The 22,249-nt window shown below is 41.9% G+C and carries 17 protein-coding genes and 1 pseudogene; 10 read left to right on the top strand and 8 right to left on the bottom strand.

The window, feature by feature from the left end:
* The first annotated feature begins 178 nt into the window (after nucleotides 1-178).
* From ABMY41_RS15035 to ABMY41_RS15060, 6 genes are all read left to right on the top strand, one after another.
* Nucleotides 179-1,609 (top strand): peptide MFS transporter, encoded by a 1,431-nt coding sequence (locus tag ABMY41_RS15035; RefSeq protein ID WP_054561940.1) that lies wholly within the window; start codon nucleotides 179-181, stop codon nucleotides 1,607-1,609.
* 115 nt (nucleotides 1,610-1,724) lie between these two features.
* A complete protein-coding gene (locus tag ABMY41_RS15040) occupies nucleotides 1,725-4,448 on the top strand; it encodes a metallophosphoesterase (protein ID WP_349275287.1) in 2,724 nt (907 codons plus the stop codon).
* 315 nt (nucleotides 4,449-4,763) lie between these two features.
* Nucleotides 4,764-5,810 (top strand): 4-hydroxyphenylpyruvate dioxygenase, encoded by a 1,047-nt coding sequence (gene hppD / locus ABMY41_RS15045; protein ID WP_349275288.1) that lies wholly within the window; start codon nucleotides 4,764-4,766, stop codon nucleotides 5,808-5,810.
* Nucleotides 5,811-5,953: 143 nt separating this feature from the next.
* Nucleotides 5,954-7,267, top strand: a complete 1,314-nt coding sequence (gene fahA / locus ABMY41_RS15050) for a fumarylacetoacetase (protein WP_251600449.1) — start codon at nucleotides 5,954-5,956, stop codon at nucleotides 7,265-7,267.
* Between the two features lie 151 nt (nucleotides 7,268-7,418).
* Nucleotides 7,419-8,567, top strand: coding sequence for a M23 family metallopeptidase (locus tag ABMY41_RS15055; RefSeq protein ID WP_252948862.1), 1,149 nt, complete (start codon nucleotides 7,419-7,421; stop codon nucleotides 8,565-8,567).
* Nucleotides 8,557-9,039, top strand: a complete 483-nt coding sequence (locus tag ABMY41_RS15060) for a polymer-forming cytoskeletal protein (protein WP_289097155.1) — start codon at nucleotides 8,557-8,559, stop codon at nucleotides 9,037-9,039. The genes ABMY41_RS15055 and ABMY41_RS15060 overlap by 11 nt, the downstream gene beginning before the upstream one ends.
* On the opposite strand, the gene ABMY41_RS15065 is transcribed toward ABMY41_RS15060, so the two are convergent.
* Entirely contained in the window at nucleotides 9,036-9,512 is a 477-nt protein-coding gene (locus ABMY41_RS15065; protein WP_289097156.1) for a hotdog fold domain-containing protein, read from the bottom strand. The two genes, ABMY41_RS15060 and ABMY41_RS15065, sit on opposite strands and share 4 nt — an antisense overlap.
* A gap of 177 nt (nucleotides 9,513-9,689) precedes the next feature.
* Here ABMY41_RS15065 and ABMY41_RS15070 point away from each other — a divergent pair, with 177 nt between their 5' ends.
* The 4 genes from ABMY41_RS15070 (at nucleotide 9,690) to ABMY41_RS15085 (ending at nucleotide 14,130) form a co-directional block, all read left to right on the top strand.
* Nucleotides 9,690-10,862, top strand: coding sequence for a multidrug effflux MFS transporter (locus ABMY41_RS15070; protein WP_289097157.1), 1,173 nt, complete (start codon nucleotides 9,690-9,692; stop codon nucleotides 10,860-10,862).
* Between the two features lie 222 nt (nucleotides 10,863-11,084).
* On the top strand, nucleotides 11,085-12,926 hold the full coding sequence (locus tag ABMY41_RS15075) for a S8 family serine peptidase (RefSeq protein WP_349275291.1): 1,842 nt from the start codon (nucleotides 11,085-11,087) through the stop codon (nucleotides 12,924-12,926).
* A 98-nt stretch (nucleotides 12,927-13,024) separates the two neighbouring features.
* Nucleotides 13,025-13,657 carry a LysE family translocator gene (locus tag ABMY41_RS15080; protein WP_175082768.1) on the top strand — a complete coding sequence of 211 codons (633 nt, stop codon included), beginning with the start codon at nucleotides 13,025-13,027 and terminating at the stop codon, nucleotides 13,655-13,657.
* Between the two features lie 8 nt (nucleotides 13,658-13,665).
* Nucleotides 13,666-14,130 (top strand): methylglyoxal synthase, encoded by a 465-nt coding sequence (locus ABMY41_RS15085; RefSeq protein WP_252948857.1) that lies wholly within the window; start codon nucleotides 13,666-13,668, stop codon nucleotides 14,128-14,130.
* Nucleotides 14,131-14,162: 32 nt separating this feature from the next.
* On the opposite strand, the gene yegD is transcribed toward ABMY41_RS15085, so the two are convergent.
* The 7 genes and pseudogenes from yegD to ABMY41_RS15120 form a co-directional block, all read right to left on the bottom strand.
* Nucleotides 14,163-15,530 (bottom strand): molecular chaperone, encoded by a 1,368-nt coding sequence (gene yegD, locus ABMY41_RS15090; protein WP_349275293.1) that lies wholly within the window; start codon nucleotides 15,528-15,530, stop codon nucleotides 14,163-14,165.
* Between the two features lie 67 nt (nucleotides 15,531-15,597).
* The gene (locus ABMY41_RS15095; protein ID WP_349275295.1) at nucleotides 15,598-16,437 is read right to left on the bottom strand and encodes a DNA ligase; all 840 of its coding nucleotides are present in this window, start codon (nucleotides 16,435-16,437) and stop codon (nucleotides 15,598-15,600) included.
* A 97-nt stretch (nucleotides 16,438-16,534) separates the two neighbouring features.
* Nucleotides 16,535-17,191 carry an HAD family phosphatase gene (locus ABMY41_RS15100; protein ID WP_289097160.1) on the bottom strand — a complete coding sequence of 219 codons (657 nt, stop codon included), beginning with the start codon at nucleotides 17,189-17,191 and terminating at the stop codon, nucleotides 16,535-16,537.
* 48 nt (nucleotides 17,192-17,239) lie between these two features.
* Complete coding sequence (locus tag ABMY41_RS15105) at nucleotides 17,240-17,539, bottom strand: hypothetical protein (protein WP_119853425.1); 300 nt, start codon at nucleotides 17,537-17,539, stop codon at nucleotides 17,240-17,242.
* A 110-nt stretch (nucleotides 17,540-17,649) separates the two neighbouring features.
* Entirely contained in the window at nucleotides 17,650-19,929 is a 2,280-nt protein-coding gene (locus tag ABMY41_RS15110; RefSeq protein WP_289097161.1) for a TonB-dependent receptor, read from the bottom strand.
* A 368-nt stretch (nucleotides 19,930-20,297) separates the two neighbouring features.
* Entirely contained in the window at nucleotides 20,298-21,992 is a 1,695-nt protein-coding gene (locus ABMY41_RS15115; protein ID WP_289097162.1) for a mechanosensitive ion channel domain-containing protein, read from the bottom strand.
* 135 nt (nucleotides 21,993-22,127) lie between these two features.
* Nucleotides 22,128-22,249: pseudogene (locus ABMY41_RS15120) on the bottom strand (ISAs1 family transposase); the annotation flags it as partial.

Raw genomic sequence — 22,249 nt, forward strand, 5'->3', positions numbered from 1 at the left:
GCGCACTTGTAGCTAGGATAAGGGTGTGTCCCTTTCCTTCAAGTACAAAACTTGAGCAACAAACCATTATCTTAGCTGCATCAAAAAACATGGCCGCCCGTTCACTAAATAAATACATAGAACGACCAAAGCAAAAACAATAAGGCCTCAAATAAAAACTTAGAGTTAGGAAGTAAATATGAGTTCATTACCTAAAGCAGGTGACTTTTTAGGGCATCCTAAAGGGTTATTCCTGTTGTTCGGCACAGAAATGTGGGAACGATTCGGTTATTACGGCATGCGCGCCATCTTAGTTTTATACTTAGTAGCGCTTGTACAAGAAGGTGGTTTTGGTTGGTCAAATGCAGACGCATTAAGCCTTTATGGTACCTTCACAATGGCTGTATACATCACCCCACTATTCGGTGGTTGGTTAGCCGATAACGTATTAGGACAACGTAAAGCAATTATCCTTGGTGGTTTATTGATGGCTGCAGGCCATTTCACTATGGGTATCCCACACAGCTACTTAGCTGGCCAAGAAGAAAACGTATTCTACATTGGTTTAACACTTCTTTGTGTGGGTAACGGTTTATTTAAGCCAAACATCTCAACTATGGTAGGTGATCTATACAAAGAAGGTGACCAACGTCGTGATGGCGCGTTCACTATCTTCTATATGGGTATCAACCTAGGTGGTGCATTAGGTCCTCTAGTTGCGGGTTATGCTGCAGCTGCAATGGGCTGGCAATGGGGCTTTATCGTAGCCGGTGTTGGTATGGTGTTATCTGTACTTTTACAGCTTGCATTAAGCAACAAATACTTAGGCGATATCGGTGTTGTGCCTTCTGCTAAGCTTTCTCAAGCACAGTCTGAATCAAACACTAAAGAGCCACTAACTAAAGTAGAAACTGACCGTATTAAAGTTATCTTTACTATGAGTGTATTCAGCATCATCTTCTGGATGGGCTTTGAACAAGCGGGTGGTTTAATGAACCTTTTCGCTAACGATTACACAGACCGTATGTTACTTGGTTTTGAAGTACCAGCTTCTTGGTTCCAATCTTTAAACTCAATTTTCATCATTGTTTTTGCACCTTTAGTTGCCATTATTTGGTTAAAGCTTGATAAACGTGAACCAAATTCACCGGTTAAGTTTGCTATTGCACTTATCTTTTTAGCACTTGGTTTCATCACTATGATCCTAGCGCTAATGACACAAGGTCAAGGTGAGCACCTACAAATCAGCATGATGTGGTTAGTTTTATTCTACTTATTCCACACGCTAGGTGAGTTATGTTTATCTCCAATTGGCCTATCTATGGTAAGTAAACTTGCACCTCTACGTTTAGCTTCAATGCTTATGGGTATTTGGTTCCTATGTACAGCGGTTGCAAACAAGATTGCTGGTTTCGTAGGTTCATTCCTAGGTGAAGGTGAAGAAGCGTTAGACAACGCGATGGGTATCTTCATTGGTTTAGGCGCAACTGCGGTTCTTTCTGCAGTGATCATGTACTTACTAAGCGATAAACTAGTCGCTTGGATGCACGGTGCTGAAGGCCAACACGAGCCACAAACTACTGAGCACATCCTAGCTGAAGAGCTAGAAGTGACAGCTGAAAAGCAATAATACTTATTCCCCGTAGCACCCGCTGCGGGGAATTTCTCTCTCCCCTATTCCCTCAGCGTCCTTAAAACTGATACTATATTCTGATATTAATTTGGTTTGCAAAGGAACTGAGTAAGTGCGCTCTAACACTCAACTACTGGTCATTATTCTGACCAGCTTATTACTAACAGCATGCGGTGGCGATAAAACAACAAAAGAAGTCGCAACTGTTCCTGATCAGTCTGGTTTGATTATTTCTGTCGAAAATGGCTTATCGGCTGAATTTGCACAGGGCGATGTCATACTTAATGCAATAAGTAACACAGTCACAACAGACACTACATTTACTTACACTGAGACGAGCGCTTCAAGCACGGATATCGAGCAAGGTATTGTCTCGAGTATTCATACCTTTCGCCCCAATAACCTGATATTTGCTGAGCCATTAAGTTTAGCGATTAAGTTACCAGATGAACAAACCAACCTTGCCTTTAGCATAGTGCAGTTAGTTGATGAGCAGTGGCAAACTCTCAGTACAGAACAAAGCAATGATGGATTTGCAGTCAGTGCTATCACAGAGTTTGGTAGCTTTGCTTTAATGTCTCGCACTGTTCCTGTAGCCAGTAAAACCATTGGCGAGCAATGTAATAACACTGCCAGTAACCAAACAGTGCGCTTTATTCATGTTGCAGATTTACACGCGCGCTTTGGCTTTAAAGAGCAGTTATTCAGCCGTATTCGCAGTTACTACGACAATGCAAAACTTGAAAACCCTAACACCTTATTCACCAATGGCGGTGACGATTATGAAAAAGGCACCGTAGCTGAACAAACATCACAAGGGTTAGCCACTGTTGAAGCAATAAAAGCCATGGCTTTTGACGTACGTGTGATTGGTAACCACGACTATGCGTGGGGACCTGAGCAACTGTTGGACTTTGCCGATGACGATAATGCCATCGTGCTTTCAAGTAACACCGAATATGATGGTAGCGATGATACGCCGTTTGCCGGTGTCGATTTTTCGGTTGTTCAAGTAGGTTGCCTACGTATCGGCTTTTTTGGCATGACTTCAGTGCCTTGGAGTGAACTCGATGAACCAGTTGAAGACGAGCCAATTCCTGATTTTATCGCTAACTTTAAAATGAATTGGCAGTGGCAAGAAGTGGCTGAGCAGCTTGTTAACCAATACCGTCAAGATGTTGATTACATGGTTATGATCAGTCACTTAGGTGAAGGCACTGACACCCGAATTGCACAAAATGTTACTGGAATTGATTTAGTGCTTGGTGGGCATACTCATGGCGGTGAAAGTTATCAAACCTTAGATAACGGCAGCATTGTTATTCAGCCAAACTTTTTTGCACAAGGTCTGACTGATCTTACCTTAACCTTTAACCTTGAAGACAAAACACTTGCGGATGTTGATTACAAAACCATCGCAACCACCAGCATTACGACCCAAGATGAAAGCACTAAAAACGCCATCGATGAAATCATGGGTCGCTATGCCCCAGATGCAAACACCGAAATTGCCGTTTCAGAAAATTACCCTACTGCAGAAGAGCTCACCACAATTACAGCCAAAGCAACTATGCAGCAGTTCCCTGCTATTGAGGCCGCCTTACTAGATGCAAGCCAAGTACAAGATCGTTGGCTACCGGGTACATTAACCCAAGAAGATTTTCATGCCGCGTTTAAGGTTGAACGCCAACCATCGAATACCCCGGGCTTTAATTCAATTTATCAAGTTGAGGTGACAGGCAGCCAGTTGAAAAGCATGCTCGAAAGCCAGCCAGAATGGGTCTCGGTTGTGCCAGATAACATTGATGATGAAAGCACTTACCTCGTTGCTCTATTTAAAGGCCCAGCGCTAAATAGCGAATTGTTCTTCCCTGCTCTGCCAAGCTTAGAAGCTCAATTGGTCGCTGAAAGTTGGTGGCTACTTGATAACTACGCGCGAGCACGCACCAGCCAATGTTTATATATCGATACCGATAACATGCTTAATGCCTGTAAAGCAGATGATGCGGTCACAGTATGGAATTTTAACAACCCAGAGCAAGGCTTTAGTAATGACTTTGGCCCTGCAACACTCAGCTTTTATGACCCTGAAGACAAAAATTGGGGGCCAGAAGATAGCCAATTTGCCACCACCACTGAGCTTGAAATAGCTGATTTACCAAACGGTGCTTCAGGCGTGCTCGCCTTTGCTCGCCATAGCCCAACGCAAGGCTTAACCTTAACGGCTAATAGTGCTGCAAACGGTGATTACCAAACAGAAGGCCTTATCGCTGATTACACTTTAGTGATGGATATTATGTGGCCAGAACAAAGCACCAATGAGTGGCGCTCATTACTGCAAACCGATATCACTAACAGTGATGACGCAGACCTTTACGTTAGCCGAAATAACGCCATCGGTATTGCCACCAGTGACAGTGGTTACTTTGGCGAGCTTACAGCAAACAGCTGGCACCGTATTGCTTTTGTGTTTTATGCTGCTCCAAACAACGGCGCACTAAAAATTTATCTTGATGGCGAGCTGATTGGTATTAAAGATGAAGGTGAAATCAATGAGCGCTGGGCAATCAACGATGCGGCCTTACTTTTAACCGATAATGACTACGAAACTAAGCCGGGTTACTTAAACGCCTTGTTATTTGCTGGTCGTGCAATGACTGATGCCGAGATTGCCAATATGGGTGCTGCACAGCAGCAACTTAATTTTACACAATCAACCCGTACCTTAAACCAAGTGGTTGAGCGCCATTATCAAGCTGCGCCACAAATTATGAATAACCCTTGGTTACAACAACGCAGCAAGTTTTTTAACAAAGCGCGCCAAACTGTAAACTAAGCTATACAATCAACTTAATAAAAAAGGCCATTTCAGGCCTTTTTTATTGTCTGATAAATACTTAAATTTACCTTTAAATACATATAGATAACCACAAAATAGAATACTAGGCATTAGTCAATCTAGTGGCTTACTCACTGCCTTTGAAAGTGCAATTGCTGAAATTAAAATCATTGTCCCATTTAATTTACAAAAGGGGCTTTGGCTAAATAGTGCGGGGATCTTCCCCTTATTGAGATTCTGGTTAATCATCCGCTCATTACAGAACAATAATTCTTTTTTAGCGCAGTGCTTATAATTGCGGGAGTAATGACAATGAGCGAATTAAATAATCCATTAGGCCTAATGGGCATTGAATTCACTGAATACGCAACACCAGATGCAGATTACATGGACAAAGTGTTTACTGATTTTGGCTTTTCAAAGCTAAAAAAATTCAAAGGTAAAGACATTGTTTACTACAACCAACATGACATTCATTTCTTACTGAACAATGAGCGTGAAGGTTTCTCTGCTGAATTTGCTAAAAGCCACGGTCCAGCAATCTGTTCTATGGGTTGGCGTGTAGAGAATGCACAAAAAGCATTCGAAGTTGCTGTTGAGCGCGGTGCAAAGCCTGCGACAGATTCAACACATAAAGATTTACCTTACCCAGCTATTTACGGTATTGGTGACAGCTTAATCTATTTCATCGAGCAATCTGGCGACAAAGGTTCTATCTATGAGTCAGATTTTGAAGATTTAAACGAGCAACACATTGTTGAAGACAAAGGCTTCATCCGTATCGACCATTTAACCAATAACGTTTATAAAGGCACGATGGAAACATGGGCTAACTTCTATAAAGACGTATTTGGTTTTACTGAAGTACGTTACTTCGACATTAAAGGTCAAAAAACAGCGTTATTATCTTACGCACTTAAATCTCCGTGCGGCACTTTCTCGATTCCAATCAACGAAGGTAAAGATAACAATAATAACCAAATCGATGAGTACTTAAATGAGTACAATGGTCCGGGTGTACAGCATTTAGCATTCCTAACGAATGACCTAGTTAGCTCACTTGATAAGCTTGACCAATCAACGATTGCGACGCTTGATATCATCCCTGAGTACTACGACACTATTTTTGACCGTGTGCCTTGGGTTAAAGAAGATAAAGAGAAGATCCGTAAGCATCAGATCCTAGTAGATAGCCAAAGCGAAAATTGTTACTTACTACAAATCTTCTCGAAGAACCTATTCGGTCCTATCTTTATCGAGATGATCCAACGTGTAGATGACGGTGGTTTCGGTGAAGGTAACTTCCAAGCGCTTTTCGAGTCAATCGAACGTGATCAAGAGCGTCGTGGTGTAATCTAAATCATCATAATGAATAAAAAGCAGCGTTATTAACACGCTGCTTTTTGTCGTTTTAAATTCTGTTTTAAACTAACTGTTTAAATTGCGTTGATTGCCTCCATATAGATAACTAATAAATCAGCGCGAACTAATAAGGAAAGAGTATGAGCCTAATTAACGAAACCCACGATATTAATCTAAAAAGCTGGGTTGCATCTGCTAACGAAGCGAACTGTGACTTCCCAATTCAAAACCTTCCTTTTGCAGAAGTACGCCGTAAAAATTCAGACGAAGCGTTCCGTGGAGCTGTCGCAATTGGTGATCAAGTTATCGACTTAGCAAAAGTAAATGAACTTGGTTTATTCTCTGGTGATGCGCAGGTTGCCGTTAAAGCAGCAAGCCAAACTACACTCAATGAATTTATGGGTCTTGGTCAGCAGTATTGGTCTGCACTTCGTCTAGCGTTATCAAAAGCACTCCGTGAAGGTGCGAGTGAACAAGCGCAATTAAGCGAAGCGCTTATCGCTCAAGCAGACATCGAATTTGCGCTACCGTGTCGTATTGGTGATTACACTGACTTTTATACTTCTATTTACCACGCAACAGCGGTAGGTAGTCTATTCCGCCCTGATAATCCACTTCTACCTAACTACAAATGGGTACCAATTGGTTATCACGGCCGTTCTTCGTCAATTGATGTTTCTGGTCAAACGTTCCACCGCCCTAACGGTCAAACTAAAGCACCAGATGCAGAAGTACCATCATTCGGCCCTTGTAAACGTCTAGACTACGAACTTGAGTTAGGTATCTACCTTGGTAAAGGTAATGAATTAGGCGATGCTATTGCCATCGAAAATGCTGAAAACCACGTATTTGGTTTCTGTGTATTTAATGATTGGTCTGCACGTGATTTACAAGCATGGGAATACCAGCCTCTTGGTCCATTCCTTGCGAAGAACTTCGCTTCGACTGTATCTCCTTGGATTGTTACGACAGAAGCACTGGCACCATTTAGAACAAGCTGGACACGTGACGAAAACGATCCACAACCAATGGACTATTTAGAGTCAGCTCATAACCGTGAGTTTGGTGCATTCGATATCAAAATGGATGTGCAAATTGAAACTGAAAAGATGCGTGCAGCTGGCGAAGCACCAACACAAGTATCTAAATCAAGCTTCAAGCACTCTTACTGGACAGTCGCGCAAATGGTGACTCACCACACTGTAAATGGCTGTAACTTCCAACCTGGCGACATGTTAGGTTCAGGTACGCAATCAGGTCCTGAGCACGAAGAAGCGGGTTCATTATTAGAACTATCACGCGGTGGTAAAGAAAAGATCACCCTAGCTAATGGGGAGCAACGTACTTTCTTAGAAGATGGCGACAACGTAATCATGCGTGGTTGGTGTGAGAAAGACGGTTTTGCACGCATTGGTTTTGGTTCAGTAGAAGGTACAGTACTACCTGCTAAATAAAAATAGCTCGCTATTTTTATTTCCAGAACAACTATTAAGGGCATTTTTTGCCCTTTTTATTTGCCTTTTCTCAATTGAGTTACAATTTTTTTCTGGCTTTTTTAAATCAGATTGCTATCTTAACTCGGTTATTAGTTAAATTTTGTACGCCATGTTAGTTAAACTTAAGTCTTTTTATCGCACGTTTTTTCCAGCTAGACAGCTGTTGATCCGTCAAAATGGCGAAGTAAAGCACTTAGTATTAGCCCCTTGGTTACAATTAACTACTCTTCTGGTCATTTTAACTGCCATTGTTTGGTTAAGTATTTCGACACTACAGATCATGTCACAAGCTGACCAAATCATCAGCATCGAGCAAAATCAACTAAGCAAACAACAGCAGTGGCAACAGCAGCGCTATCAGCAACAAGCGGCCTATGAAAAACAGTTAGAGCAACTGGCAATTCTTGAGCAAAAACAAGCTCTATTGCAAAGCATGATTGAGTCGCTACCGGAGTCAATGAACAAACCAGCATTAGCAACTGACGCAGAGCCATTGCTTTTACCTGTTCAGGAGCACACAGAAGAGTTTCACGCTCCATTAGAAGATGATCAACCAAAACAAGTTAAGCGCATAGAAAGCATGTCTGAGCGCTTGGTGCGTCTTGATGCCGCTTACAACAAAAGCTTTGCTGTATTAGATCACCAAATCAAACTTCGTCATCAAGAAATTGTTGCCATGTTAGAAGGCGCAGGCCTTGATAGCAGCCTTGCCAATGCAACTGTGCTTGAAAGCTCAGACACAGCTCAAGGTGGCCCGTTAGACTTATTTGACGAGTCAAAAATTCCGTCTGAGTTTTTAGCGATTGCCGATAACCTTTTAGCGTTAAATAACTTAGAAAATTTACTCAGTGAATTACCACAAACGCTCCCTGCTGCTGATTACTATATATCAAGTAGTTTTGGTCTACGAAAAGATCCAATGAATGGCCGCCGCGCTTTTCATAAGGGGGTTGATTTAGCAGGCTGGCATAAAACCGAAATTTTTGCTCCCGCTGATGGCACCGTTTTACGTGCTGGTCGTAATGGCGGTTATGGCAACTTTATCGAACTTAAACACAAAAACGGCTTCGTCACTCGCTTCGGACACCTTAATAAAATTAAGGTTAAAAAAGGCCAAACAGTGACTAAAGACGATGTCATTGGTTTAATGGGTAGTACAGGCCGTAGTACCAGCACTCACCTGCATTACGAAGTTTTAGTGAATGGCAAACATGTCAATCCAGTTAAAATAACAAAGGCGCTTTCTCGTGTTCGGTAAAAAAAAGCAATCAGCAGCTAGCTCATCTGGCTCAACATTAAAAAGAACCAACCATACTCCTTCCATTATTTCTGAGGACGTTCGTTTAACAGGTAGCCTTACCAGCCAAGGTGAAGTTCAGCTTGATGGTCGAATCGACGGCGACTTACACGTTAAACACCTAGTGATTGGTCACACTGGCATGATTGAAGGTGTAATTGAGGCCGATAGCGTAACTGTGAAAGGTAAAATCTTCGGTTCACTTATTGCTAACAAAGTGGTCATTGAAAGCACCGCAGAAGTCCATGGTGATGTATTTCATGATACCCTGAGCATCGAAGCCGGCGCAATCATTGAAGGTAGCTTGAAACATCGTCATGAAGAAGATAATGTGGCGCCTATTAAGCCTGAAGAGCAAGCGAGTTCTTCAATACTGGCTGATGATGACAACGACCTGTCGTTTGTAAACAAACAAGCCGCTGATAAGTCTTAGCGTTTTTTAGCGGTTACATACATTGTGATATCCGCGGTGAAAACGAGTTCATCGCGGCTGTTATAAACCTCTACCGGTACTAGCAAGTCTTGCTTTTCTAACCACTCACTCGGCAATTCAATCTGGGCAACAGCGCGCATGTCTGTATCAATTTTTGCTAAATAATTCACTGTCATGCCTTTTGGGATCCAGCGATGTGTTTTTGCTGGCACAGTTGCATCAACCATTAAGCCAGCGCATAGCTCAGCCACATTACATTGTGCAATTGCATGGATGGTACCAATGTGATTATGGATTGCTCGGCGATTTTTAACGGTTGCACTGCAATGCCCAGCGGTTAAATGTGTGATCAATGGTTTTATTGAGCCAAAGTAAGGGGCTTTAAAACACACGGCTTTACTAAACAACCAGTTACCCTTTGGCAGTGATTGGCATTTTGTCCAAATTTTTAATAATGATGATTGTGAGCTCACGACGTTTATCCATTATTTTTATGATGTGAGATAAAAAACTAACACATCAGACCAGATAGCGAAATGGAAAGTTTTTGTAAGCAGTTTTAATGATTACGTAAGTATTACACTTTTAGCTATCTGAACGCTTTTCTTTTCCTTTAGGGGCACATAAAATACCGTTTTAAAGGAGAGCGAATGCAGTCACGCCAGCACAAAAACCTCAGCTTACTATTTATTCTTGGCCTTCTGGTTATCTTTAGCCCGTTAGCAATTGATATTTACTTACCCGCATTTCCGACCATTGCAGAACAATTCAGCGCTTCAGAAAAGCAAATTCAGCAAACCGTCGCTATTTTTATGCTTACCGTTGGGCTTGGACAGCTCATTGCAGGGCCATTAGCAGATAAATTTGGTCGTAAGCCTGTGGCAATTACCGGTGTGACAATTTATGGTTTAGCGGCTTTTGGCGCGTATCTGGCACCTGATTTTACAAGCCTGATGATTGCAAGAGCACTGCAAGGTTTGGGGGCCTGTGCCACATTTGTAGTAGCGTTTGCCATTGTAAGAGATAGATTTGGTAGTGAACGTAGCGGCCAAATCATTACTTATCTCAATGGTATCGTCTGCTTTATCCCTGCCCTCGCGCCAATTTTAGGCGCTTGGCTCACAGTACAGTTTGGCTGGCGCATGAACTTTTTATTCATGGCTGTATTTGCACTCATTGGTTTATTCATAACCTTGTTAATGTATAAAGAAACCCGCCCTGCAGATAGTGTATATAGTGGTCATATTCTTGATATACGCCGTTTTATGCCAATTATCAGCACGCCATTGTTTTTATTCCATAGCTTTATTTGCTTGGTAACTATGTCGGCTATTTTAGTCTTCGTTACGTTAGCACCTGGCTGGCTTATTACAGAATTAGGCGGCAGTGTTACCGACTTTACTTTCTGGTTTACCTGTAATGCAGTCTTGAGCATTGTTGCAAGCTTTATTATGCCACTGTACATCAAACGCCAACCAAAACGCGCATTAAAAGCAGGACTCCTGTTGCTTGTAATCGCAGGTACCTTAATGTTGGCCCTTAGCCAACAACGTACAGCGCTTGCGTTGATGTTTCCGATGTTTATTGCTGCGTTTGGTTTTGCATTGACACTTGGCTCATCAGCAGGCCGCGCACTAAGTTTGTTTCCTAAACAAGCAGGCACAGCATCAGCACTTATTGGCTTAATGCAAATGAGTGGTGCAAGCTTATTAGTGTTTATAACGCAATTCTTAAACTTAACAACACCGGTATTAATTGGCGTGCATTTTTTAATGCTCATCCCATTTACCTACTTATTGTTCAAACATAAGCACTTGTCATAAAAAAGTTTTATCATACTTTTAGCTACAACGGGTAAATGAGAATCGTTATACTCTATTTACCCGTTTAGACATCCTATTATTTCCTACCGTTATAAAAAGCATCTTTCTAGAATAATTTGTTCCAGTTTTGAGGATTATTTTGCTTTTACCTATAGCACCATTAAACTACTGTTTACTCAAGTTAACATTTGGTTAACTAAAAACATGTTTGGGATACGAATTATGAAAAAGAATAAATTAGCATTAGCACTGATCATCAGTGGACTATGTGCAGCAGGAACTGCAAACGCAGCAAATGACCGTTACATCATTCAAGTAGACAACAATAAAAAAGGCGTAGTTAAGGCACTCGCTAAAAAGCTTGGTGGTGATATTAAAGTTGATGGTAATGGCTTTATTGCAGCGCAATTTACAGGTCATGACCTTGCAAGTGTAAAAGGCTTACTAAACAATCCTCACATCAAACTGGTTGAAGAAGACCAAAAACGTGTACCAATGGCGCTTTATAACGATGACGCTGGTAATGCAATGCAGCAGCAATTAACGCCTTACGCAGTTTACCAATCACAAGCTGATCAAGTTACCTTCGATGCAAATGCTGGCATGAAAGTATGTGTAATTGACTCAGGTTTAGATGCTACAAACCCTGATTTCATTTGGGGTAACATTACAGGTGATAATGATAGTGGCACAGGCAACTGGTACGACAATGGCGGCCCACATGGTACTCACGTAGCAGGCACTATTGGCGCCGCAGACAACAATGTTGGTGTGGTTGGTATGGCACCCGGTGTGGCAATGCACATCATCAAAGTATTCAACGCTGAAGGCTGGGGTTACTCTTCAGACTTAGCACACGCAGCAGATTTATGTTCTCAAGCAGGTGCAAATATCATCAGCATGAGCCTTGGTGGCGGTGGTTCAAATAGCACCGAGTCTAACGCATTTGCTAATTTCACAAGTGCTGGCGGTTTAGTTGTTGCTGCAGCGGGTAACGATGGTAACAGCGTACGTTCATATCCTGCAGGTTATCCATCAGTAATGATGGTTGGTGCAAATGATGCGGACAACCAAATTGCAGATTTCTCGCAGTTCCCTAGCTGTACATCTGGTCGCGGTAAACGCGCTACTACAGATGAAACTATCTGTGTTGAAGTAACAGCAGGTGGTGTTGATACACTTTCTACTTACCCTGCAGGTATGGCAACATCAGCTAGCTTAGCAGCTGATGGCGCAGGCTTTGCTACTTCATCAATGGAAAACTCAGGTAATGCATCAGGCACGGCGTATTACATGGGTACTGCTGAAAGCGTAGATGCTGGTGCAGCGGGGAAAATTTGTATGATTGATCGCGGTAATATCTCGTTCTATGACAAGGTAAATAACTGCGAGAACTCAGGCGGTATCGGGGCTGTTATCATCAATAACGAAGCAGGCATGTTCTACGCTACACTAGGCGAAACTAACGATACAACAATTCCAGCTGTAGGTGCGGCACTTGAAGACCGTTCAGCTCTTCTTTCAAGCACAACTATTGATATCGCAATTGGTACTAGTGATTATGGTTTCATGAGCGGAACATCAATGGCAACGCCTGCTGTTTCAGGTATCGCAGCGCTAGTATGGTCAAATCACCCTGAGTGTACGGGTACAGAAATCCGTGATGCACTAAAATCAACGGCAGAAGATCAAGGTGCTTCTGGTCACGATGTTTACTTCGGTCACGGTATTGTTAAAGCAGCTGACGCAGATGCATACCTAACAGCCAATGGCTGTGCAGGTGGTGGCGATAATGGCGGTGGCACAACACCAGGTGGTGATGATATTAGTCTTTCTACTTCAGGTTATAAGTCAAAAGGCACTAAATACATTGATTTAAGCTGGAGTGGCGCTGCTACAAGCACTGTAGATGTTTACCGTAACGGCAGCAAAGTAGGCTCAGTGGCAAACACTAACAGCTACACTGACACTATCACAACAAAAGGCGGTGGTACTTACACTTACCAAGTATGTGAGGCACAAAGCACAACTGTTTGTTCAAACAATAGCACTGTGACATTCTAATACTTTCCCCAACCCAAATCAGCGGGCATTGATTGCCCGCTTTTTCTTTTTCTAGAAGCTTGTTAAAATCAACCACCTAGCTTTTTATCTTTGTGCCGATGATCAATCCAGAATTTCTACTGTCGTTTTTAGGCGCCAGCTTTTTAATTGCCGTAGCCCCCGGCCCTTCTAATGCATTTTTAATGGCACAAACCTTTGCCAATGGCCGTAAAGCCGGGATGCAAAGTGCCTTTGGTTTTGCCTTAGGTGGTGTGGTGCATACTTTTTTTGCGGTGGTGGGTTTAACAGCAATTTTAAAAGCGTCGACTGTTGCCTACACCACAGTTCAGTATTTAGGTGCGGCGTACCTGTGCTATTTGGGCGTAATGACGCTAAAAGACACCTTTACACAGCCTGAGCCAGACTGCGAAGAAAAACCCCATGTAAGTACCAGTAAAAAGCAAAATGTGATGTTTCAAGCAATGATGACCGAGGTACTTAATCCAAAAGTCGCTCTATTCTTTATTGCGTTTATTCCGCAGTTCGTCGATCCGAGCTTATCTTCAACGACCTTTCAGCTCGCTTTTTTTGGTTTACTCTACCCGCTTTTTGCTTTTCCTATCGACTGCACGTATATTTATTTCGGCGATAAGATAGCCAGTTATTTTCGTGAGCACCCACAAACCCAAATTTGGATTGATCGGATCACGGGGCTGGTGTTTATTGCACTAGCAATTAACCTATTGATATAAGAGCACTTATGGAACAAAAACAACAAGCCTTACCAGCCAAAAAGAATATTGCCCTCGTAGCCCATGATGGTAAAAAAGCTGCCCTTCAGGTGTGGTGTGAAAAACACCAAGACATTTTAAGTAAGCACACGCTATACGGTACGGGCACAACAGGTCATTTAATTGAGCGTACAACAGGGCTTGAAGTGATTAAGCTGCTAAGCGGCCCTATGGGGGGCGATCAACAACTCGGTGCTAAAATTGCTGAACATGAAGTGCACATGCTGGTGTTTTTCTGGGATCCACTTGCATCGCAGCCACACGACCCAGATGTAAAAGCATTGTTGCGTTTAGCTGCGGTTTGGAATATTCCTGTTGCCTGTAATGAAGTCAGTGCCGATATGCTATTAAGCTCACCTATGATGGAAACTGAGCTGTGCCGCACGTTGCCAGATTACGAAAAATACCTCGCAACGCGCCAAGTGACTCTTTAGTTCTATAAGTCGATATATCAAAGTGGGGGCTATTAGCTATAAAGCTTGTGCGCCCACTTAGTTAAACCTGCAGTAACACTACCAAAGTGATCCCCGTTCAGCATAGTAATATCGCCTAAATGGGATTTTAACGCGGCCTTGATCAGCGGTGATTGCGCGCTACCGCCTGTTAAGTAAATGACATCTGGCGTTGTGCCAGCTTCTTGAATCGCTTGTTTAGCTAGGCTCACTATCTGATTTATTGGGTCATCAACAGCTAAAGCGAGATCTTTTAGCGTTAAACATTGAGTTAAGCCTGAATCTAAGAAGCGCAAATCTGTAGTAAATTCATTCGCTGACGAGAGCGCAATTTTTGCCGCCTCGCCTTGCTGCACTAATTGATGACCTTGCTTATTTTGCTGCAATTGAATTAAGCGTTTAAAAAGCGCAGTCTCTTTAACTTCACGAAGTTGAGTCAGTAATTCACGATGATGGGCATCGCTATAAAACTGGCTTTGCAGATTTACATCATTGATTTTACAGGCTTGCCAAAACGGTTGATTCGGCAGTGGAAGACCCGATTTAAACTCAGTGCCTAAACCTAGTAATGGCATTAAACCATGAAAGCTCAGCGCAATATCTAAATCATTTCCACCCACACGCTTACCACTGTGAGCTAAAAAGTCATTGTCACGGCACTGCTTGTCACGAAAGCTCGGCCCCATTTGTACAAATGAGCAATCGCTAGTACCCCCGCCAATATCGACAACCAACACTTTTTGGTCTTGCTGCAATGAGGTTTCATAATCAATCCCCGCCGCTAATGGTTCATATAAAAACGACACCTCTTTAAAGCCTGCGCGTTTTGCTGCTCGCTCTAATATGCCGAGCGCTTGTTGATTAGATTCTTCACCACCGACTGATTGAAAGTTTACCGGTCGTCCAATTACCGTTTCTGTTAATGTGTCTTGCAAAGATTGCTCGGCGCGTTGTTTAATTTTTAAAATCATCGCCGTGGCTATATCTTCAAAGAAGTTTATTTGCCCTTGCTTTAAGCCTACTGCACCAAAGAATGACTTAGGTGATTTTACAAAGTAACCTTCTTCAGGAAATTGCACATACTCGCTAATTGCTTCGCGACCTATAAATAAGGTCTCATCACCAGCTTGTATATCGAGATCAGATTTAATACGTGGAATGGTATTTAAAAGCGCTTGTCGCTCAGTTTTAAAGTCGTGCTCAAATGGACTACCCGTAAGGTGTTTTGTCACAAAATCGACAACTAATGCACTGTGATGAGTATAAAGTGTTGATGGTAAATATTGCTTGCCCTGCTCAAGCGGCACTAAAGAGACTTGTTGCTCGTTATTCATTACACCGATTGCACAATTTGAACTACCGTAATCAAAGCCTGCAAACATTCTAACACCTATACATCAATAAAAAGGCCGCGAAATTTACCATAGTCGCAGCCGTTTTTGAATGACGCTATGGCGTTTCATGTAAAAAGCTTGCAAAACGTGGTAGGCCATTTTTAGTAAAGCCATGATATTTGTAGGTAATAGTACTACCTATCGCTGGGGGCGATGTTCTTTGTTGATCGGTAAACCCCGAGCCAATTTTAAACTCGGTACCATCACTGCTGCGCACCTTGAGTGCACCAAGCATATTTTTGTACTTTCCTTTTCCTGCGATATAACCGATTACAACCGCTTCAGCGTCAAAATAAGGCTTTAACTTTAGCAATGCATCACTTCGCCCTGCACTATGCTTTGCAGCTGCTAGATGCAGCATGACGCCCTCAGCTCCTTGTGCGATTAGTTCATCCATAAACAAACTAAGTTGCTTGTTATCATTAAAGTGCATTTGCGCAACGGCTTTGATATGCTCAGTTTGCAGCTGGTTTACTAACCTTGTGTAGTTTTCATAGCGTTGACTAAATGGCGTTGTCGCATCCGGCATATCAAATATCATGTAATTGACGGTTTGCCATTCTGATTCTACAGGTGTGACTTTTCGAACGATCCCGCTCACATTGGCAAAATCTTGGCGCTTAGTCCAAAGCTCTCCATCAAGCCATACACCTGGCAGTGGATCTGTGAACCACTTGGGGGCATAAATTGGGTTACCATTTCTGGTTACTAATTGACTCCCTGTCCAAATAGCCCGAACACCATCATATTTTTCACTAACTAAATAGTCAGATACATTTACCTTTTCGGCTTGATAGACGTTTGCTAAAAGGACTGAAGGGGCTTGTTGCGCTTCGGCTGAAAAGCTTATAAATAAAGTGATTGCGCACAAAAGCGTACGAGTGAATTTAACCATTATTGCTTCCTTGCAAATTTGTGAGTATTAACTGGCTCTGGCTTTGACTACTTAACAATAGCTACTTAACAAAAGCAGCTTAGCAACAGTCAGCTAATTATAGTTTAGTTTGTAGCCATTTGAAAAATTCGTTCAAATCAACAAACACACCCGCGGCTTTACTAAAATCATGCTCTAACGTGAAATGATTCGGCACCGCATACACAGCAACACCGGCATTGCTTGCTGCAGTTACACCGGTAAAGGTATCTTCGACAGCTACAGCCTCATTAGCCTTTATTTCTAGCGTATCTAGAGCTAGTTGATAAGGGTCACCAGCAGGTTTAGGATTATTAACATCATCTTTGGTAACCACACAGTCAAACCAATCGAAAATGCCATAGCCTTTTAAAATAGGATAGGCTTCATCTTTTGCACTACCTGTTACTAATGCCATTTTTAAACCACTGGCTTTGACTTGCTCAAGCACCGCTTTTGCATGTGGCATAAAGGCGGGCAAATTAGTACTAACAAAACGGCCAAATGCAGCGTACTTATCATCCGTTAATTGCTCTGGGCTAATAGTAAGCCCATAATTTTTCACAACCTCTTTAGCGGCTTCAAGTGTTGGTCTTCCTGAGAAGCGCTGACAAAACGTAGCTTCATCATACTGCACGCCAAAAGGAGCTAACAAGTCATTCCAAATATTAAAATGCACACTTTCAGAGTCAACCAAGGTGCCATCCATATCAAACAATACTGCTTTTAAAGTCATCCTCATTCCTTCAAAGTAAAAAGGTGCCATAGGCACCTTTAAATATGATTATTCAGTTAAGCCCGCAGGTGGCTCAGCAAACGCTTCTTCGCCTGTTTCTACATCAACCAGCTCGTAGCCACGTTGCTTTCTTACCACTTTTAAAATCGGCTTAGAAAACGCTGTTTTTAAACGTTCTGCATCTGCTTCAAGTTCTTCGACTGTATTACCAAATGGTGCTGCACCAGTTTCTGACCAGTTAGTCACTTTACCATTTAAGTTATATTCAACTTCATGAATTTGATATTGTGCCGCTTCATCTTTTGTTGCTTCACAAAAAATTACACGGTAGTTCCAAAATCCAGCCATAGTTATTCTCTTTCTCTTCAATTAATCCTGCCACTTTAGCAGTTACCAACGCGATTATAAACGAAAAAACCCGCTATACAGCGGGTTTTAATAGGACTTATTATTTCAGCTTAGAAGAAGCTTACTTTGAACTCAGCACCAATAAAGCGAGGCTCATTCACGATACCCGCATTATTACTGAAGTCTACACCACCGATGAAAACTTGTTCATCTGTGATATTGCGCGCAAATGCAGCAACTTCATACTCATAATCACCAGAGAACCATTTGTAACCTGTACGAACGCCACCTTCAAGAAGCGCTTCACCTGTAAATTCAACAGACTCGTATAAGAAAAAGTCAATTTCACTGCGATATGACCAATCAGTGTAAGCATAGAATTCACCATCACCTAAGTCTTGGGTATAGCGTAGAATAAAGTTAGCAATCCACTCTGGCGCATGTGGCAGACTGTTACCATCTAAGCTATAACCTTGATCAGTAAGTGGATCATTAATAGTACAAGCAAAACAACCTGCATTATAAAGGTTGTCGTCTTGTAACTCAGTGTTGTTATAACTGAAGTTGAACGTCGCATCAAAGTTATCAGATAACACCCATTGCGTATCTACCTCAAAACCATAACCCACAGTTTTGTCAGCATTTAATAGGCGGGCTGTGTTACCTGAGTCGCCGCCTACAGCAGTTAATTGTTGATCATCCATTTGATAATAAAAAACAGTAGCGTTTATGCGACCACTGCCATCAAGCACATCTGACTTAATACCTGCTTCAATTGAATTAATAGTTTCTGAGTCAGCAACTGTTACATCATCACTAAATAAAATCCGACCTTGTACACTAGGTGCACGGAAACCATTAGCAGCACGAACAAATAAATTAACATCGTCAGAATATTTATAAGCAGCAGCTAAATCCCATGATACATGGCTATCAGATGGTGCTACAGACTTCGTAAGGTTAGCAGAACTTGAAGTTGGACTGTCATAACGTGAAGCTGTGAAGTCTCGCTCATCATCTGAATAACGTAATCCAGTGGTAATCTCTAGCTTATCGGTAACCTGATATTCACTCGATGCAAATACAGCCCACGCCGTTGTTTGCTGATCTTGACGAACATAACCAGTTAAAAAGTTAGCACCTAATCCATCATAGCCAAACGTTTCAATAGTTTGGTCTTCGTTATAATAAAATGCACCTACTTGATAATTAAAATCACCATCGAAGTTACTTGCTAAACGCAGCTCTTGAGTGTACTGGTTATGATCAGGTAAAGCATCTGCTGTTTCTGATGCTAAAAATATAAAGCCAGGCCCCATCGTTTCTGTTGGACAACCCGGAACAAAGTTATTACCACAACCAAAACCACCATCAACGTCAGCACGAGAAAAAATCTCTGCGCTCTCCCAACCTGTGATAGATGTTAACGTATAATTATTAAAATCGTACTCTACTTTTAGACTTGCACCTTGCGTATCTACCTCTTGAGTCGCAAACTGCACCGAATCTTGATAAATTACTTCAGGATCAAATCCTGATCTTGGCTTATTCGAGCCAGCTTCAATTGCATTAGCGTGAAAAACAATAGGCTTACCATTTAAGTTACGCGTGTGATAATTGAATAACGCCGATAAATCATCTTTCTCATACAAAAACTGTATGCGAGCAGCAGTCTCTTGATAACCACCAGTTGCGTCGTTTATTTCGTTACCTTCTAAACGATTATCAATATAATCATCACGCTGTTGGCGAAGCACTGAAACACGAGCAGATAAGTTATCTGTTAAACCGCCGCTTACCGCACCTTCCAAGTCAAGTGAGTTAAATGAGCCGTAAGACAAGGCTGAGTATCCCTCAAAGTCTTGTGTTGGTCTTGCTGAATCGATTTTAACTAAACCAGCAGGCGTGTTACGACCAAAGAGTGTACCTTGCGGACCGCGTAAAACTTCTACACGACCAGTATCAAAAACTGGAAAGCCTTTTAAAATTGGACTTTCTTGAACAATTTCATCGACGACTAATGATACAGGCTGTGATGAGTTTAAATCAAAGTCAGAGTTACCTAAACCACGAACATAAAAGCGCGGGAATGAACGACCAAACGAAGATTCTACAGTTAAGCTTGGAATTTTTGCGTTTAAGAAACGAATATCCATACCAGCTGAGCTCGCTGCTTCTAAGCCATCACCCTGCAAAGCAGATGCAGCTACAGGTACTTCCTGTGCGTTTTCTACACGTTTACGAGCGGTGATTTGAATAACTTCTAGTTGGTTGCTTTTTTCTGCTGTCGCTTCGTCGGCAGCAAGAGTTGAAAATGAAGTACCTGCTACGGCAGAGAACAACGTTGCATTGATAAGTGTTGCTAACGTAGATCTTTTCATTGCTTTCATGTCGGGTTTTAACCTTTTTTATGCACTCTTATTCAACGGTGATGATGTTGCGTCAATTCATTTGACGGGCTCGGCCAATTTTTCGCGCCTTGTAATAAGCTGCGCGGACCTCTAGTTCGAGAGTGCAAAACGAAGTAAAGAGGCTGAACGAACGCTGACAATTATAACACTTTATGACACTTTTACTGCATTAAAAATTAGAAATATACAATTTTTTTACAACAATTAGCGGCAACATCGCCGCATTTAGAAGATTTTATGCAATTATTTTTCACCAAAGCGGACATATGTCCTGTGCATCTAATTGCAACAATGTGTAGACATTATGTACAAATGAGAGTCGCTTTCATTTACCCCTTTTTTAGCAACTAATCAGTCACACGTGCGAATTCTGGGTTAGCTAATTCACACTCATGCTCATTTAATAAGCCTAAGATTGCTAAATTTAATTCTTCGATTACTTCCATATAAAAAGCAAAGTCGACGGTCTCTACGTAGCTTAGTACATCCACTTGTAAAGCCCAAGGCGTGAAGCCTTTAAAGCGAACACGGCAAGGCTCAAAGGCAATGTGCTTGTGTTGCTCTAAAAGCTCTCTTAGGGCTTGCATAAACGACATTAGGTTTTGTTGCTTAGTATTGGCACTGAGCATCAATTTAGGTCGATAAGAAATTCGCTCCCGTTCCGAGATATTCTCAAGCTGCATATCAACAAACTTTGCATTCGCTACATAAATAACTGAACGATCAAGCGTTCGAATTCGCGTTGCTCTTAGCCCTATTTCTTCTACCGTGCCTAACTGGCTGCCAAACTTACATAAGCTACCTATTTTTACTGGTGCAGAGATATATAAGGTGATTGCTGCAATGATATTCTCAACAGTTTTTTGCGCTGCGAGGGCAATTGCAAGGCCACCAATACCTAAACCTGCCAGTAAGGTAGTGGCATTAAAGCCTAAGTTTTCAAACCACATGAATAGCAACGAAATGACAATCAGGGTTTTAGCTACATTACTTATAGGGCGTAATAAGAAAATCGCTTGTGGTTTATCTTGTTTGATAAAACGCTGACTTAATCTATGTTTGGCAAGATCAACTGCCCGTAGGCAAATCCAACCCCATGCGATTAATAATACGGTTGCACCATGAAATAGCGCCATCACAGCAATAGTTACATTGGATTGGTCGTTCAATGAACGCGCCATAAATACCGCAAGTAACAGGCTAACCGGCCCATTAATAAAACCTATAACGTCTTTTTCTACAGGGACTTTTAAGTGTGCGAGAATAAACGTGATTATGCGGGTAATGATAATCGCGACCGCTAAAAACAGTACAAATGTGAAGGCAAAATAAATCCACTGCCAAAGCATCACACCCAAAAATTCAATGTCTGGTAGGTTATCGTAAAGCCACTCACCAACTCGGTTATAGCCATACTCTTTGGTGAGTAGAGGGATTTGACTTACGGTGGCATTCGATATTTTCCAGATCCGGTTACCTGTTTTATCATCAGGTACACTTTGCAATAAAATTTGCACCTTACCTTGTGAAGTGCTGATTTCTCCAACCAAATCACGATAACTAGGCACGCTTTCTTTTTGTTTTCCTTTAGGCTTATTGCTCAAGTTATCAACATCGACCCATAAGGTACGATCAAGTACCACTGATAAATTTTCAGCAAGCTGAATTTTTCCTAATGCCTCAACTTCTTTAGGTAAGTTACGGTAGTCAAGATAATGGCTGGCACGTTTAAAGTCTCGATCCCGGGCCGCTTTTAAGTAGCCCTGCATTGAGCTGCGTGGCGTAATTCGGTCAAAGGCATCATAGGGTAAGTCATCTTCAAGAGGCTCCTGCACCTTTTCCGTTGTAGCAGGTGTATTCGTTTCGGGCTCTTGCTTGGCCGTCTTTTGTTCGGCTTGTTCTTCCTTGTTGTCTTTATCAATTAAGGATTTAACGGTCACTTCTGGTGTGGTTGTTGCCCATAATGGCGCATTAAACAACAGTAAAAAACACACTAATAACTTACTAAATTGTAATGAAAACTTGGTATTACAACGGCTCACACTCTATTCCTTGTTCGATAAACATTAAATCGCTGAAAGAATCAGCTAATTAAATTAGAGCATGGTTTGTGTAACTGTACAAAAAATAATTAAAAATCTTTGCAAGTAAGCACTGAAATGTTAGTTATATCACGGCTAGCGCATTTTAATCCCAGACTCTAACAGGGTTGAGCGGTAATCATCGTCTAGCCCTGCCATTTTCTTTTTCCTCGCCATACTAGCTGACTTAGATGTATCTTGTTTAAAAAGCGCCATGG

The sequence above is a fragment of the Pseudoalteromonas sp. BZA4 genome, assembly GCF_040104395.1.
GTDB lineage: Bacteria > Pseudomonadota > Gammaproteobacteria > Enterobacterales > Alteromonadaceae > Pseudoalteromonas.

Coding starts and splice junctions, on each gene's coding strand:
- hppD (WP_349275288.1), top strand. CDS start 4,764: ATGAGCGAATTAAATAATCCATTAGGCCTAATGGGCATTGAATTCACT.
- ABMY41_RS15075 (WP_349275291.1), top strand. CDS start 11,085: ATGAAAAAGAATAAATTAGCATTAGCACTGATCATCAGTGGACTATGT.
- ABMY41_RS15110 (WP_289097161.1), bottom strand. CDS start 19,929: ATGAAAGCAATGAAAAGATCTACGTTAGCAACACTTATCAATGCAACG.
- ABMY41_RS15055 (WP_252948862.1), top strand. CDS start 7,419: ATGTTAGTTAAACTTAAGTCTTTTTATCGCACGTTTTTTCCAGCTAGA.
- ABMY41_RS15035 (WP_054561940.1), top strand. CDS start 179: ATGAGTTCATTACCTAAAGCAGGTGACTTTTTAGGGCATCCTAAAGGG.
- ABMY41_RS15085 (WP_252948857.1), top strand. CDS start 13,666: ATGGAACAAAAACAACAAGCCTTACCAGCCAAAAAGAATATTGCCCTC.
- ABMY41_RS15095 (WP_349275295.1), bottom strand. CDS start 16,437: ATGGTTAAATTCACTCGTACGCTTTTGTGCGCAATCACTTTATTTATA.
- fahA (WP_251600449.1), top strand. CDS start 5,954: ATGAGCCTAATTAACGAAACCCACGATATTAATCTAAAAAGCTGGGTT.
- ABMY41_RS15100 (WP_289097160.1), bottom strand. CDS start 17,191: ATGACTTTAAAAGCAGTATTGTTTGATATGGATGGCACCTTGGTTGAC.
- yegD (WP_349275293.1), bottom strand. CDS start 15,530: ATGTTTGCAGGCTTTGATTACGGTAGTTCAAATTGTGCAATCGGTGTA.
- ABMY41_RS15070 (WP_289097157.1), top strand. CDS start 9,690: ATGCAGTCACGCCAGCACAAAAACCTCAGCTTACTATTTATTCTTGGC.
- ABMY41_RS15105 (WP_119853425.1), bottom strand. CDS start 17,539: ATGGCTGGATTTTGGAACTACCGTGTAATTTTTTGTGAAGCAACAAAA.
- ABMY41_RS15080 (WP_175082768.1), top strand. CDS start 13,025: ATGATCAATCCAGAATTTCTACTGTCGTTTTTAGGCGCCAGCTTTTTA.